Here is a 14,855-nt window from a genome sequence, read left to right as displayed (position 1 = left end):
GCGCGTGTCAGTCGGCCAGATCGAACAGGGCGCCGTACAGCTCGTTGCCGCAGAGCCAACCGCGCTCGGTGGGCCGCCAGCGGCCGCCTTCGTGCTCGACGAGCCCCTGCCGCTCCAAGTCGGCCAGCACCGTCGTCGCCTCGGGCAGCAACTCCGCGGCGCGGGCGGCGTGCTCGTCGGACACGCCCGCGGTCATGCGCATGCCCAGCATGAGGTCCTCGGCGACCATCTGGCGCGAGTCGAGGTCGTCGGTCACCTGGCCGTCCTTCACCCGCATGCGACGCTGCGCGTTCTGCGTCATCGTGGCGGCCGAACGGCCGAGACCCAGGTAGGGCACGCCCGTCCAGTACGCGATGTTGTGGCGGCATGCAAAGCCGGGGCGGGCGTAGCTGGCCACCTCGTAGCGCTCGAAGCCCTCCGAATCCAGCACGCGCGCGGCGATCTGCATGTGCGCGGCCTCCACGTCGTCGTCGGGCTCCTCCAGCTCGCCCGCCAGCACCGCGGCGTCGAAGGGCGTGTGCGGCTCGACGGTGAGCGGGTACACGCTCACGTGCGTCGCGCCGAGGCGCACGGCCTCGCGCGCGCTCGCCTCGAAGCTCTCCGCGCTCTGGCCGGGGATGCCGCACATGAGATCGACGCTCACGTTCTCGAACCGGGTGCGCGCCGCCTCGATGGCGCGGCGGGCGTCATCGGAGGAATGCGCGCGGCCGAGCGTGCGCAGAACGTCGTCGTCGAAGCTCTGCACGCCGATGGACAGACGGTTCACGCCGAGCGCCCAGATGTCGCGCACCATACGCTCGGTGAGGCTCTCGGGATTCGCCTCCATCGTGCATTCTACCTCGTCGGTGAGGTGCATCGACAGCGACAGCGTGTACAGCAGCATCGACAGGCCCGCCAGCCCCACATGGCTGGGCGTGCCGCCGCCGAGGTACACCGTCTCGACCGCCCCCAGCTCGCCCTCCTTAGCCTTGCGGCGGATCTGAAGGCTGAGATCCTCCACGTACGCTTCGATTTCGGGCGCGCCGGCGGGCACGGCCGCCGTGGCGAAGTCGCAGTAGGCGCACCGCTTCACGCAGAACGGAAGATGCAGGTACAGCGCCTTGTACGGATCGTGCGGCATGGGCGTCCCTCCCCTCACTCGTGGGCGGCGGCATGCTCGCGCGCGCACGCCAGCAGCTCGTCGAACACTTCGTCGAAATCCTCCACGGACACGCAGCCGTTGATCTTGCCGCGCGCGGCGGCGGCGCCGGGAAGGCCCGCCAGGTACCACATGGCGTGCTTGCGCATGCGCACGATGTTCCTGCCTTCACGCGCGCTGAGCAGCCGCGCGTGGCGGCGCGCGAGCGCGATGCGCTCTTCCACGGTTGGCCCGTCAGGCTCCGGCTCACCCGCAAGCGCAGCCTTGGCCTGGGCGAACAGCCAAGGGTTTCCCTCGGCGGCACGCGCGATCATCACGGCGTCGCAGCCGGTGCGCTCCGTGATGGCCACGGCGTCGGCGCCGCTTCTCACGTCGCCGTTGCCCACGACGGGCACGCTCACGGCCTCCTTCACCCGCGCGATAGCGCCCCACTCGGCGCGCCCGCGGTACAGCTGCTCGGCATAGCGCCCGTGCACGGCTATGGCGCAGGCGCCCGCGTCCTCCATCCTCCGAGCGAACTCGGGGGCGGTTTCGTCGCCCTCGGCCCACCCTCGACGGAACTTCACCGTGACGGGGCGGCTCACCGCTGCGCGCACCGCGCGCACGATGGAGGCGGCCAGCGCCGGATCCTTCATGAGCGCCGAGCCGTCGCCCTTCGACACGATCTTTCTGGCCGGACAGCCCATGTTGATGTCGAGGTAGGCCAGCGACTGCCCCATCTCGCGCTCGATCCACGCAGCTTGGGCGGCCATCGTGTCGGGCTCGTGGCCGAACAGCTGCACGGCCACCTGGTCCTCCCCCGGCGCGAGGCGCAGCAGATGCCGCGTCTTCTCGTTCGCGTAGGAAAGACCCTTGGCCGACACCATCTCGGTGTAGGTGAGGTCGGCGCCCTGCTCGCGGCAGAGCGTGCGGAACGCCTCGTCGCTCACGCCCGCCATGGGGGCGAGCAGCAGACGGCGGCTCCGGAAGAACGCGTGCATATCCTCCATGGCGCTACGAAGCCATGATCTCGGCCATGTTGACCAAGACGAACCCCAGCAGCACGACGATGCCCACGACGGCGATCAAACAGCCGCAGCCCAGCGCGAGCTTGGTGCCGCCCGACGTGGCGGCGCGCATCTCGTCCTTCGCGGCCTTCTTCTCGTCGAACGGGTCGTCCAGCCAATCGAAATCGTCTTTGCGTGCCATGCTCTCAACCTATCTGCATCAGTCGTCCACCTTCAGGATGGCCATGAACGCCTCCTGCGGAACTTCCACGTTGCCGATGTTCTTCATGCGCTTCTTGCCGGCCTTCTGCTTTTCCAGCAGCTTGCGCTTGCGGCTGATGTCGCCGCCGTAGCACTTCGCCAGCACGTCCTTGCGCTTCGCCTTCACCGTCTCGCGCGCCAGCACGCGCCCGCCGATGGCTGCCTGGATGGGCACCTCGAACATCTGGCGCGGAATGATCTCCTTGAGTTTCTCCGTCAGCACGCGTCCGCGATCGTACGCCTTGTCCTTGTGCACGATGAACGACAGCGCGTCGATGGGCTTGCCCGAAAGCAGTATGTCCAGCTTCACCAGCTTCGAGGGCTTGTAGTCGTCGAAGTCGTAGTCGAGCGAGGCGTAGCCCTTCGTGTTCGACTTAAGCTTATCGAAATAGTCCATGATAAGCTCCGACAACGGGATCTCCCACAGCATCTCCACCGTCGTGGGAGACAGATAGTTCATGGTGACGAAGGTGCCGCGCCGTGCCGTGGTCAGCTCCATGACCGCGCCCACGTAGTCGGGCGGAATGAGGATCTTCGCCTTGAGATAGGGTTCCTCGATGCGCTCGATCTCGCCGGGGTCGGGCATCTCCTGGGGCGAGTGCAGCGAGATCATCTCGCCGCCCTGGCGGTACACGTGGTACTCCACGCTGGGCGCCGTTGCCAGAAGGTCGAGGCCGAACTCGCGCTCGAGGCGTTCCTTGATGACTTCCATGTGCAGCAGGCCCAAGAAGCCCACGCGGAAGCCGAAGCCCAGCGCGTGCGACTTCTCCGGCTCCCAGGCCAGCGCCGGGTCGTTGAGCGACAGCTTCTCCAGCGCCTCCTTCAGAGGCTCGTACTGGTCGCCGTCGAGGGGGAACAGGCCCGTGTACACCATGGGCTTGGCGTCGCGGTATCCCGGCAGCGGCTCATCCACGCCGCCGCGCACGGCGGTGATGGTATCGCCCACCTTCACCTGGCGCACGTCCTTCAGGCCGGTGACCAGGTAGCCCACCTCGCCCACCGACAGCTCCGGTAGCGGCGTCTCGGCCGGGCGGCGCGCTCCCACCTCTTCCACCAGCACCTCGGTGCCGGTGGCCATCATGAGCACCCTGTCGCCCTTCTTCACGGCGCCGTCCACCACGCGCACGAGCGCCACCACGCCGCGGTACGGATCGAAGTACGAATCGAAGATGAGCGCGCGCAAGGGGGCGTCGGCGTCCCCGACGGGCGCGGGAATGTTGTACACCACGGCCTCCAGCAGATCGTGCACGCCCTCGCCCGTTTTGCCGGACGCGAGCACCGCATCGTCGGCGGGGATGGCCAGGCCCTCCTCGATCTCCTCGCGCACGCGGTCGGGCTCGGCCGCGGGAAGGTCTATCTTGTTGATGAGCGGGATGATGTCGAGGTTCGCGTTCATGGCCATCATGGCGTTGGCCACGGTCTGCGCCTCCACGCCCTGGGTGGCGTCCACCACGAGCACGGCGCCCTCGCACGCGGCGAGGCTTCGGCTCACCTCGTAGGTGAAGTCGACGTGGCCGGGCGTATCGATGAGGTTGAACTGGTAGGTCTGGCCGTCGTCGGCCGTGTAGTCCACGCGCACGGCCTGGCTTTTGATGGTGATGCCGCGCTCGCGCTCGATGTCCATGCTGTCGAGCAGCTGGGCCTGCATGTCGCGGCTGGCCACCGTGCCCGTGAGCTCGAGGACGCGGTCGGACAGCGTCGACTTGCCATGGTCGATGTGCGCGATGATGGAGAAGTTGCGGATGAAGTTCGGATCGGTGGTCATAGCCTGTCTTTCAAATGACGCGCGCTCGCACGCATGCGGGCGCTTCGGGAAAACGGAGCCTATTCTACCCTATTCGCGCGCTGCGGACAGGGTTCGCGCGCTACAGTTCCACGACAGCGGTCGCATCGCTCGCGGAATCGACGCGCACGAGCTTGGCGCGAGCCTTGTCGCCCTCGTCCAGGCACAGCGCCCAGAGGCCGTCCTCCAGCTCCACGACCGCCTCTCCCCCGTCCAAGGCGACGGACGAATCGATCACAGGCACGAAACCCGAGCCGTCCTCGGCAGTGAACACGGGTCGCGCGACAACGGCAACCGCGGCTCCCGATGTCTTGACCTGCACCCGCGACCCGCTCTCAACGGTTTCCGAGGGCACCGTCGCTCCTTCGTAGACGGGCTTCTCGTCGGAATGGCATGAGGAGCAGGCGACGTTCCGGTCGATCACCTGATGCTGGGACGCGCCGGAGCATCCTGCGAGGGTCGCAGCGCCCATGAGGGGCAGCGCGGCGGCGGCCAGTACGCGGACGGGCAAGCGAAAGTCGCAACGGTGCATGGCAGACTCCTTTTCCCAGGTTGATGGAGAAACGTGCGCGATTTTGCATTTGTGCGTGAAAAAGCGCTCAACGTTTGCTATTCTATCGCATTGTGTATCCGGCAAATACGTTCGCGCGATGGTTTCATCGCCGATCTGCAGACGTGGCTGCGCTTCAAGATTCGTACGTGCCGGTGACCGATTGGTCCGCGAAACAGAGAAATCCCGCCTGTTTCACCATGCATCGAGGCTGCCCGCCTGCGCGGGCGCGCCATGGTTCCCCCGAAGGGGATCGCATGCGAGGCTGTCGTCACCGTGCAGTTGCGACTCTCGAGATCGCCAAACGCTCCGCATCGCCGGAAACGCACGGTATCAGACAGGTTTTGCAAATTGGAGGAACATCACCCATGGCGAACATCAAAAGCCAGAAGAAGCGCATCATCACCAACGAGAAGTCCCGCATGCGCAACCGCGCGGTCAAAAGCGAGCTCAAGACCGCGACCCGTCGCGTGAAGGACGCCGTCGCCGCCGGCAACGGCGCCGAGGCCTACGCCGCCGCGTGCGCCGCGTGCCGCCTGATGGACAAGGCCGCCTCGAAGGGCGTCATCCACAAGAACCAGGCTGCGAACCGCAAGAGCGGCATCATGGCCCTGGCCAACACGGTTGCCACCGACGCCGATCGCGCCGCCTACGTGAAGCCGGCCAAGAAGGAGCAGAAGACCGGCTCCAAGAAGGCCGAGCGCAAGGCCGCCCGTCTCGCCGAGATGAAGGCCGCTTCCGAAGAGAAGGCCAAGCGCCGCGAGAAGCAGCTCAAGGAAGAGGCCGCCGCTCAGAAGCGCAAGGCCAAGGAAGCCGAAGAGGCCGCCAAGGCCGAGGCTGCCGAAGGCGCCGAGGAAGCTGCCGCCGAATAACGATCCATGCGCATACGGCACTCGCCCTGCGATCCGTCCGCATATCAAGAGCGAAGGAGCCCCGGAAATCCGGGGCTCCTTCGCGTTAGAGGGCTGTTATCCTGAGCGGAAACCGCGGATTGTCCCCGCTGTCATCCTGAGCTGGCGTTCTGCTTGCATTTTTGACGACAACCTGAAACGCTAGCGCCTCGCCGTCACCGCCAGCACCCAGTCCAGGAAGGCGCTCCTGGGATCGGCGCCGCTCTTCATCGCGCGCTCGGTGTCACGCGAAGAGATGATGGCGCGCCGCAGTTCGGCGGCAGTGAAGCCGCGGGCCCAGTTGACATGGTTCTTCACGCGCCAGTCGGGCGCTTTGAGCGCCGCGGCCACGCCGCGGGGATTGCCGCGATCGGCCATCGAGCGCGCGCAGACAAGCTCGCGCAGACGCGTCGTGCACATGGCCAGCAGCGCGTGGGGCGACACGGAATCCATACGACCCAGGTACAGCAGGCACTTGCGCACGTCTCGCGCCGCAAAGGCGTCGACGAACTCCCAAGGCTTCACCTCGGCGGTGCGGCTGACCATGTCGACGATCTCGTGCTCGTTCACCGCGTCGGTGCCGCGATGCGCGAGCGCGATCTTTTTGAGCTCGCTGTCGAGATGCACCGTGTCCTCGCCGACGAGGTCGACGAGCTTGACGGCTGCGCCCTCGGTGAGCGTGACGCCGTGGGTCACGGCCATCGAGCGCACCGTTCGGGGCAGCTCGTAGCGCTTGAGCGGTGCGCAATCGATAACCGCCGTCTTGCCGCAGGCGGCCACGGCCTTGTACAGGCGCGTGTTCTTCGCCAGCTTCTCGGCGACGAGCGCGAGCACCGTGGAGCCGTTCGGCGAACCGAGATAGCTCACGAGCTGTTCGGCATCGGCTTTCTTCAGCTTGTCGGCCGCGCGCACCTCCACGAGACGCACGGGGCTCGCGAACGGCACGGTGTTGCAGGCCGTGACGATGTCGCCGCCCTGCGCCGTCTCGCCGTCGAACTCGTCGGCGTTGAACGACAGATCGCCCATCGAGGACAGGCGCGCGCGTAGGCGCTTCATCACGGTGTCGCGCTTGAGCGCGTCCTCGCCCACGATAAGGTAGACGGGCAGCAGCGGAGCTTCTTGTTTCTTTTGAGTAGCCATGCCGTTCATTCTAACGCAGGGTCTCCACCTCGATCCGGTCGACGGTCAATTTGCACGAAACATCTCCCTGCTCGTCGGTGCGGAAGACGCGTGCGCCCGCGGCCTCGAGCCGATCGAGCGTGTCCTGCGCCGGATGGCCGTAGCGGTTGCGCGCCCCTGCGCTGACCAACGCGATGCGAGGAGAAAGGACGGCGGCCTCCTCGTCGTCGAGGGCGTTCTTGGATCCGTGATGGCCCACCTTGTAGAGGTCGACGGAGTCCACGAGCCCTTCGTCGATGAGCGCGCGCAGCTGGTCGCGCTCGGCGTCTCCCGTGAAAAGCGCACGCCAGTCGGATGCGCCGTCGCCGTCGATGTCCGCATCGGCGACAAGGCACAGGCTGTCGGCGTTGCCCCCTTCGTCGGAGAACCGCTCGGGCCACACTGCCTGCAAGTCGAAGGAGCCCACCTGAAGCGCATCTCCCTGCCGAAGCCCGACGACTCCCCCGTCGCCCGCGAGCTTGCGCGCGTCGGCGACGAGCGAGACGCACGCTTCGCAGCCGCACGAGAGCGCGTCCTGGGCGACGAGCACGCGTCGCACGTCCACGACGCCCGCAAGCGAGGCGAGCGATCCTTTATGGTCGTCGTCGCCGTGGGTGATCACCACCGCGTCGAGGCGGTACGCTCCATGCCGCGCGAGCGCCTCGCGCAGCATCCTGTCCTGGTTGCCGGTGTCGATCAGGACGGCCGTCCCCCGGCTCCGCACCAGGAACGCGTCGCCCTGCCCCACGTCCAGCATGACGATCTCGTCGCCCGAAAGGCGCGGGGCGACGACGACCGTCCCGATCATGACGCACGCCGCCGCCGCGACCAGACCGAACGCGCGACGACGGCTCGGACGCGGCCACGCCAGCCACAGCGCCGCCGCGCATGCCGCCGACGCCAGAAGCGCCCCGGCGAGGGGCACGCTCGCAGGCAGGCTCGCGTAGGGGACGATCGCGAGCGCGCGCACGACGGCAGTGAGGGCGCCTGCGCCCATCGACGCGAATCCGATCAACGCCGGCGCGACGGCAGGAACGGCCAAGGATGCCAGCACCGCCGCGAGCCCGCCGGCGCAGACTACGGGAAACAGCGGCGCGGCCGCTACGTTGGCCAGCGGCGCCACAACCGGCACCTGCGAGAACAGCGATGCGGCGAGCGGCGCGGCCGCAAGGCTCGAAGCGGCGGTAAGCGAGAGCGCCTCGCGCGTCAGACGCGGAGCGCGCTGGAAGCACTGCGCGATCCACGCCTGGAAAAGCCCTGCGAACAGTACGATGCCGAGCGTCGAGAGCGCCGACAGCGCGAACGAGACCGCCAGCGCCGTGCGCGGATCGAGCGCGATGCAGCCGATCATGCATACGGCCAGCGCGCTGAGCGCCGCCGGCCGCCGCCGCGCCGTGAACGCGAACATGCCGGCGAACGCCATGACGGCCGCGCGCACGGCCGACGGGGGCGCGGCCGCCAGCACGAGGAAGCCCAGCAGAAACGACGCCTGCAGAACGGCTCCGGCGCGCCGGGGAACGCGCAGCGCACGCAAGAGCGCGGCTGCGCAGCCGGCGACGATGGACAGGTGCGCCCCCGACACCGCCACGAGATGCGCGAGCCCGCTGGTCTGGTAGGCGGCGTACGCGTCGCCTACCTCGAGGGCGCCGCGCCATCCGCACACGAGCGCGGCGAGCACCGCGGCCCCGTCGTCGGTCCCCTCGTCGGCGATCAGGTCGATCGCGCGATTGCGAAGCCCTGTCAAGATACCGAGGGCGTCGGCACGCTCGCAGCTCACGACCCGGCGCGCCGTGCCTTCGAGCACCGCGCCCTGCCGCCAGCAGTATGCCGCCGACGACCCGCCCGGCGCGGAGAGCGTCGCTTCGGCCTCCAGCACGTCGCCGTAACGCGGAGGGTCCTCGCCTTCCTCGAACCTAAGCCGCACCGTAACGGCTCCGATGTCGGGAAGGTTCGCGCGCGCGAAGCACGTTGCGCCATAAGGGCCCTGCGAGCCGTCGGCTGCGACTTCGAATCGCCAGCGTCCCGAAAGGCCGTCGCCTTGCAGCTGCGCCTCGTGCTGCGCGGCCGCGCACCCGCCTGCGAGCGCGATGCCGAGCGCGGCTCCCAGCAGCGCTGCCCACGCGATCGGCGCCGGTAGCCGCCATAGCGCGAAAGCGCATGCGACGCTTGCGACGATGCCGGCCGTGCCGACGGCGAGGCATGCGCCGGCATCCCAGGATCCGGATGCGGCCAGCACCGCCGCGCACGATGCCCACAGCGAAAGCGCGCAGGCCAGCACAGGCGGCAGCGCCGGGCGCGGAGGAAGCGCGACCGGTTTGCCCCGCGCGGCGCGCCTCATCCCACGCATACGAGATCGGCCAGATCGGCGAACTTCTTGTCCCCGATGCCGGACACGCGCTTGAGATCCTCCACCGTGCGGAAGGGGCCGTTCGCCTCACGGTCGGCCACGATCTTCTCCGCCGTGGACGGCCCCACGCCCGGCAGCGCGTCGAGCTCGGCCGCCGTCGCCCGATTGAGGTCGATCTTGCCGCCCGTCGGCGAAGCAGCCGCCCCGGAACCCGCATCGCCGCCGTTCACGGCCGCGCCCGGCTCCGAGACGGCCTCCTCCTGCGACGGCACGACGATCTGCTCGCCGTCGGCGAGCACGCGTGCCAGGTTGAGCGCGTCGCGGGCGGCTCCGTCGGCGAACCCCCCGGCCGCGTCCACCGCGTCCTGCACCCGCGCGCCCTCCGCCAGCTCTCGCACTCCCGGTTCGACCACGGCGCCTCCCACGTGCACGAAGACGGTTCGCGCCTCCCCGGAAGCGGCGCCTTCCTCGTCGGCGCCGTCGGAGGTCGCCGCGCCCTCGTCGCGAGAGAGCGAGAAGCCGTCCGCCGTTCCGGCCTTGACCAGCGCTCCTCCCGCCGCGATGAGCACGATGGCCGCGAGCGCCGTCACGCCCACGAGCACCGGCAGGCGCACGCCGGTCAGGTGCGCCTTCGCCCGCCACGACTCCGCCTGCTCCGCAAACCCCATGCCGCCCCCTCGTCCGTCGCCGATTCCTCCCCTTCCATGATAGCAACCCCGACTCACGCGCCGATGGCGCAGATCCAGCGAAACGCGCCGCGTTTTCCAGCGCACCTTCCACGCGTTTCCAACGCCGATTCCACACGTCGTCGATGCCGATCCAACGCGGTTTCCACCTGCCGCGCCAACGAATCCCACGCGCATATCGCGCGCGAGGAGTACCCCGCTTCTCGTCAGCTCGAATACAAGCTGCGCTGGGCCCGTCATCCTGATCGGGGCACCGCAGGTCGTCATCCTGAGCGGAGCGCGCAGCGCGGAGTCGAAGGATCCCGTGCGGTGCCAGCCGCGGCGCTTCCAGCTGATGCCGCACGGGATCCTTCGCGTCCCCGCTTCGCGGGGCCTCCCTGCGCTCGCTTCGCGTGCTCGGGATGACAGGGCGAGAGCTGCGCTCGCTCGGGACGACGAAACGGGGCAAGAGAAAGCGGCGCCCCCGAGGTATCTCCCGGGGACGCCGCTTTTGCGAGCTTCTGCAACCGGCCGCGCTCAGGAAGCGCGTTTCTTCTTCGGCTTGTAGGCGGGGCAGGCGTAGTCGCGAACCTCTGCGGCGTCGGCGATCTCGGGCACCCAGCGCTCGATGGGCAGCGCGGCCTCGGCTTCCAACACCACGGGCAGCTTCGCATGCGTCTCCGGACTGCGCGGCATGAACAGCGTGCAGCAGTCGGGCGCATCCTGCGACGAGATCTCGAACGAGCCCAAACGCTCGGCTTCGGCGATGATCTCCAGCTTGTCGGTGCCGATGAGCGGACGAAAGACGGGCAGGTCAACCGCCGCGTCAGTGCAGCGGATGTTGTCGAGCGTCTGCGAGGCAACCTGACCCAGGCTCTCTCCCGTCACCAGCGCTCCCGCGCGCTCGCGGCGTGCGATCTCCTCAGCCACCTTGAACATGAGACGGCGGTACATGATGACGCGCAGCTCGGGCGGCACGGTCAGCGCGATCTCGCGCTGGTAGTCGCCGAACGGCACCGTGTACACGCGAGCGATGCAGCCCGTGCGCTCCAGCACCTGCGCGATGTCGTCCACGAGGTACTCGCTGGCATCGGATGTTTGAGGTCGTCCGGAGAAGTGCACGCCTATGCACACCGCGCCGCGCCGTGCGAGCTTCCACGTCGCCACCGGCGAGTCGATGCCCGACGACAGCAGGCTCACGACCAGGCCCGAACTGCCCACCGGCAGCCCTCCCACGCCCGGCAGCGAGCGCGCGTACACGTACGCCGCGTTCTGCACCACCTCGACACCCACCGTAACGTCGGGCTTCTTCATCTTAACGGACTTCTCGGGGTGCGCGGCGCACAGCGCCGAGCCGATGATCTGGTTCATGTCCATCGAACCCGTGGCGAAATCGGTGTGGTTGCGCCGCGCCGCCACCTTGAACGTGTCGAACTCGCCCGCCTCGGCCATCGCCGCGAGCGCCGCCTCCGTCATCTCGTCGAGGTCGCGCTCGCACTTGAAACCGCACGACACGCGCGCTACGCCCGGCACCTTGCCGATGACGTCGGCCGCCTCCTTCGCGGTGGTCCAATCGGTGCCCTCGCGCAAGAACACGCACAAACGGCCCGCGATGCGATGGATAACGACCACGGGGAAAGGCTTCAGCAGCGCTTCGAGGTTCTTGAGCAACCTCATCTCGAACGTCGATCGATTGTGCCCCTTGAGCCCGATCTCGTGGTAATGGACCAAGCAGATGCGTTGGAATTCAGTCATGGATATCCTTCGATGCAGAGAGATCGCGCGTAGCGCGAAACGAACACGCAGATTGGCGCAGCACGTCATCGAGAAGCCCCGAGGCGCCTTGCAATGCCGCGAAAGCCCGAGGAAGCGTACTTCCGTACGCGACGAGGGCTTGGAGCGGCAAGGCGAGGTGCCTCGGGGCTTCGCGGCGTCGAGCAGTTCCGTCGGCCTACGGCCGACGGAATCTCTTAGTGGTAGTTGACGTCGATGGAGTTAGGATCGTACGACACTTCGCCGCGGGCGATTTCGTTGAAAGCCAGCGACAGCGGCTTCTTGTCGGCCGCGCGCGCGATCTCGACCGCCGTCTGCAGCTGGATGGCGCGGTCGCGCTGGCCGCGCATCATGTCGTTGATGTCGTGCGCGCGCTTGGAAGCGAGCGCGCACAGCAGGAAACGATCGTTGTCGGTCTCGTTCAACAGGACGTCGATCTTCGGTTCGATAATGCTCATATGCGTGTTAACCTCGTATTTTCTCGGCTTGTTCGTTGACGTAGCCCGCTAATGCACGGACAGCTTCGTCCAAATCGTCGTTTACCAGCCGTATATCATACTCCATTTTACGGGAAAGCTCCACCCGCGCCGTCTCCATCCGCGTGGCGATGGCCTCCTCCGTCTCTGTTCCGCGGCCGCGAAGGCGCGCTTCCAGCACGTCAAGCGACGGCGGCTCGATGAAGACGAGATGCGCCGAAGGGAACTTGTCGCGCACCTGGAATCCTCCCTGAACGTCGATTTCCAGGATGACCTGATCGCCGCACGCGATGTGCTCCTCGACGGTAGCGCGGGGCGTGCCGTAGCAGTTGCCGCCGTACGTCGCCCATTCCAGCAGGCCGTCCTCGTCGACGAGCTCCTGGAATTCCTGAGGGGACGCGAAGCGGTAGTGGACGCCATCCACTTCTCCCTCGCGCGGCTTGCGCGTGGTAACCGACATGGACGCCCAAGCATCGGGGATCTCGCGCAAAAGACGGGCCACCAGCGTGCCCTTGCCAGCACCCGATGGCCCCGAGATGACGAACAGATTGCCGTGGCGCATAGGTGCGGTTAGCCCAAGCGCTCCAGCAGGGCGGTCTGCTGACGCTCGCCCAGACCGCGCAGACGGCGGCTCTCGGCAATCTGGAGCTCCTTCATGATCTTCTCAGCCTTGGCCTTGCCGTAGCCGGGAAGCGTCTCGATGAGGGTGGAAACCTTCATACGGCCCACGACCGGATCGTTCTTCATTTCAAGAACCTTCTCGAGCGTGAGCTTGCCGGACTTCAGGTCATCGCGAACCTCGGCGCGCTTGATGCGAGCCGCCTTCGCCTTTTCCAAAGCCGCCTGACGCTCTTCAGGGCTGAGTTGAGGAATAGCCATCGTGTTATCTCCTTCTGTTCCAAAACGATTCCGTGATACTATCACGCATTCGCCCACTTCACCTTGTCTTTTCCTACAAATCCTAAAAATTTCAGTGCGTGGTCACACATTCTAGAAGCAGTTGGCTCCTTTGTCGACCATTCGTCGCCCAACCGTCATTTTCCCAGACCGCACGCAAGTTCGACGGGGCGCCTACAGCTCGGCCGCGATGGACTCGAATGCAGCCGCCGGATCGGCCGCCTGCGTGATGGGACGCCCGATGACGATGTGCGACGCACCGTTGGCGAACGCCTGGGCAGGCGTGGCCACGCGGCTCTGATCGCCGCGGTCGCTGCCCGCAGGGCGCACGCCCGGCGTGACGATGTAGGCGTCCGGGCCCAGGATCTCGCGCAGACGCGCAGCCTCCTTCGGAGACGCCACCACGCCGGAGATGCCGGCGCGCTTGGCCTGCTCGGCCAGCACGACCACCTGGTCGGCCATGGCGCGGCTTACGCCCGTTTCGGCCAGAGCCGCATCGTTCATGCTGGTGAGAACCGTAATTCCCAGCGTCGCCGGCGCATCGTGACCGTACTCGGACGCTGCGCGCTCGGCGCCCTTCTGCGCCGCAGCCATCATGTCGACGCCGCCCACCGTGTGCATGGTCAGCATATCGGCCCCGCTGCCGGCCGCGGCGTACGCGGCGCCCTCCACCTGGTGCGGAATGTCGTGGAACTTGAGGTCGAGGAACACCTTGAAGCCGCGCTCCTTGAGCGCGTACACGATGGCCGGGCCGTTCGCGTAGAACAGCGTCATTCCCACCTTCATCCACGTCGCCTTGCCCTGCAGCTGGTCCGCGAGGTCGAAGGCCTCTTCGATGCCGCAGTCGAGCGCCACGATCACGCGATCGCGCGCGGGCACCTCTTCGAACGAACTCACCATTCCAAAGCTCCTATCAGTTGCTGCACGTCTTCGATGCCGTGCCTTTCGCAATACTGCGCCATTCCGTCGATGATTTCAACCGTGGCGTGCGGATTCACGAAATTCGCGGTGCCGACGGCCACCGCCGTGGCTCCGGCCAGCATGAACTCCACCGCGTCGATCGCGCACGAGATGCCGCCCATGCCGAGCAGCGGCACGTCGACGGCCTGGTGAACCTCCCACACCATGCGCAGCGCCACGGGCTTCACGGCCGGGCCCGACAGTCCGCCCACGCCGCGCGCGAGCTGCGGTCGGCGGCGCTCCGCGTCGATGGCCATGCCCAGAAGCGTGTTGATGAGCGACAGCGCGTCGGCGCCGGCGGACACGGCGGCGCGCGCGATCTCGGTCACGTCGGTTACGTTCGGGGTGAGCTTCACGATGAGCGGGCGCTTCGTGGCGGCGCGGCACCGGGATACGACCGCCTCGACGCTGTCCGTGCACGTGCCGATGGTCATGCCGCCCGCATCCACGTTCGGGCACGAGATGTTCACCTCGTACGCGTCCACCGGCGCGTCTTCCAACGCCTCGATCACCTGCACGTACTCGTCGAAACTGTGGCCTGACACGTTCACGATGACCGTCGCGCCGCGCTCGGCCAGCCACGGCAGATCGCATTCCTTCAAGTGCGCCACGCCGGGGTTCTGAAGCCCAATGGAGTTGAGCATGCCCGAAGGCGTCTCGGCGATGCGGGGACTGGCGTTGCCCGCCCACCCGTTCAGCGACACGCCCTTCGTCGTGACAGCGCCGAGGCCCGCCACATCCACGAAGTCCCCGTACTCGCGCCCGGCGGCGAACGTGCCCGACGCCACCGTCACGGGGTTCTTCATCTCCAACCCGCCCAAATCGACGCACATGTTTACCGAAGTAGGAACAGGCCGGCGAGGGGATCCCTCCACCAAGCGAGTTCCGCACGAGCCGGACAGCCCGGCGGGCTGTCCGTGCGAGCAGGACTGCCGAGCGACTGGAGGGATCCCCTCGCCGGCCGCACCCGC

General features: G+C 67.4%; 15 protein-coding genes. 1 reads left to right on the top strand and 14 read right to left on the bottom strand.

Annotated features, from left to right (window positions below):
* Positions 1 to 7 precede the first annotated feature (7 nt).
* The 5 genes from hemW to GT590_RS09670 all read right to left on the bottom strand — a co-directional run bounded on the left by hemW (position 8) and on the right by GT590_RS09670 (position 4,700).
* Positions 8 to 1,120: a radical SAM family heme chaperone HemW gene (gene hemW, locus GT590_RS09690; protein WP_009608643.1), complete on the bottom strand. Its 1,113-nt coding sequence runs from the start codon at positions 1,118 to 1,120 to the stop codon at positions 8 to 10.
* A gap of 14 nt (positions 1,121 to 1,134) precedes the next feature.
* Positions 1,135 to 2,127, bottom strand: a complete 993-nt coding sequence (gene dusB, locus GT590_RS09685) for a tRNA dihydrouridine synthase DusB (protein WP_009608682.1) — start codon at positions 2,125 to 2,127, stop codon at positions 1,135 to 1,137.
* Between the two features lie 4 nt (positions 2,128 to 2,131).
* Complete coding sequence (locus GT590_RS09680; RefSeq protein ID WP_009307065.1) at positions 2,132 to 2,326, bottom strand: hypothetical protein; 195 nt, start codon at positions 2,324 to 2,326, stop codon at positions 2,132 to 2,134.
* An 18-nt stretch (positions 2,327 to 2,344) separates the two neighbouring features.
* Positions 2,345 to 4,150 carry a translation elongation factor 4 gene (lepA, locus tag GT590_RS09675; protein ID WP_009608598.1) on the bottom strand — a complete coding sequence of 602 codons (1,806 nt, stop codon included), beginning with the start codon at positions 4,148 to 4,150 and terminating at the stop codon, positions 2,345 to 2,347.
* 100 nt (positions 4,151 to 4,250) lie between these two features.
* Complete coding sequence (locus GT590_RS09670; RefSeq protein WP_021409384.1) at positions 4,251 to 4,700, bottom strand: hypothetical protein; 450 nt, start codon at positions 4,698 to 4,700, stop codon at positions 4,251 to 4,253.
* 386 nt (positions 4,701 to 5,086) lie between these two features.
* Here GT590_RS09670 and rpsT point away from each other — a divergent pair, with 386 nt between their 5' ends.
* Positions 5,087 to 5,590 carry a 30S ribosomal protein S20 gene (gene rpsT, locus GT590_RS14690; protein ID WP_035585248.1) on the top strand — a complete coding sequence of 168 codons (504 nt, stop codon included), beginning with the start codon at positions 5,087 to 5,089 and terminating at the stop codon, positions 5,588 to 5,590.
* 180 nt (positions 5,591 to 5,770) lie between these two features.
* Here rpsT and holA read toward each other — a convergent pair whose 3' ends face one another.
* The 9 genes from holA to GT590_RS09620 all read right to left on the bottom strand — a co-directional run bounded on the left by holA (position 5,771) and on the right by GT590_RS09620 (position 14,717).
* Complete coding sequence (holA, locus tag GT590_RS09660; protein WP_009307069.1) at positions 5,771 to 6,748, bottom strand: DNA polymerase III subunit delta; 978 nt, start codon at positions 6,746 to 6,748, stop codon at positions 5,771 to 5,773.
* Between the two features lie 10 nt (positions 6,749 to 6,758).
* Positions 6,759 to 9,113 (bottom strand): DNA internalization-related competence protein ComEC/Rec2, encoded by a 2,355-nt coding sequence (locus GT590_RS09655; RefSeq protein ID WP_227791225.1) that lies wholly within the window; start codon positions 9,111 to 9,113, stop codon positions 6,759 to 6,761.
* Positions 9,101 to 9,781, bottom strand: coding sequence for a ComEA family DNA-binding protein (locus GT590_RS09650; RefSeq protein ID WP_114552399.1), 681 nt, complete (start codon positions 9,779 to 9,781; stop codon positions 9,101 to 9,103). Before GT590_RS09650 ends, GT590_RS09655 begins: the two co-directional genes overlap by 13 nt.
* A gap of 534 nt (positions 9,782 to 10,315) precedes the next feature.
* On the bottom strand, positions 10,316 to 11,533 hold the full coding sequence (thiI, locus tag GT590_RS09645; RefSeq protein ID WP_035585243.1) for a tRNA uracil 4-sulfurtransferase ThiI: 1,218 nt from the start codon (positions 11,531 to 11,533) through the stop codon (positions 10,316 to 10,318).
* 215 nt (positions 11,534 to 11,748) lie between these two features.
* A complete protein-coding gene (locus GT590_RS09640; protein WP_009307074.1) occupies positions 11,749 to 12,009 on the bottom strand; it encodes a DNA-directed RNA polymerase subunit omega in 261 nt (86 codons plus the stop codon).
* A gap of 7 nt (positions 12,010 to 12,016) precedes the next feature.
* Positions 12,017 to 12,589 carry a guanylate kinase gene (gene gmk, locus GT590_RS09635; RefSeq protein WP_009307075.1) on the bottom strand — a complete coding sequence of 191 codons (573 nt, stop codon included), beginning with the start codon at positions 12,587 to 12,589 and terminating at the stop codon, positions 12,017 to 12,019.
* An 8-nt stretch (positions 12,590 to 12,597) separates the two neighbouring features.
* Positions 12,598 to 12,906 (bottom strand): integration host factor, actinobacterial type, encoded by a 309-nt coding sequence (mihF, locus tag GT590_RS09630; RefSeq protein ID WP_009307076.1) that lies wholly within the window; start codon positions 12,904 to 12,906, stop codon positions 12,598 to 12,600.
* Between the two features lie 192 nt (positions 12,907 to 13,098).
* Positions 13,099 to 13,824, bottom strand: coding sequence for an orotidine-5'-phosphate decarboxylase (gene pyrF / locus GT590_RS09625; RefSeq protein ID WP_009307077.1), 726 nt, complete (start codon positions 13,822 to 13,824; stop codon positions 13,099 to 13,101).
* The gene (locus tag GT590_RS09620; RefSeq protein WP_114551737.1) at positions 13,818 to 14,717 is read right to left on the bottom strand and encodes a dihydroorotate dehydrogenase; all 900 of its coding nucleotides are present in this window, start codon (positions 14,715 to 14,717) and stop codon (positions 13,818 to 13,820) included. Before GT590_RS09620 ends, pyrF begins: the two co-directional genes overlap by 7 nt.
* Positions 14,718 to 14,855: the final 138 nt, after the last annotated feature.

Source organism: Eggerthella sp. BIOML-A1 (genome assembly GCF_009875595.1).
GTDB lineage: Bacteria > Actinomycetota > Coriobacteriia > Coriobacteriales > Eggerthellaceae > Eggerthella > Eggerthella lenta.
This window is presented reverse-complemented; position numbering and strand designations above follow the sequence as displayed.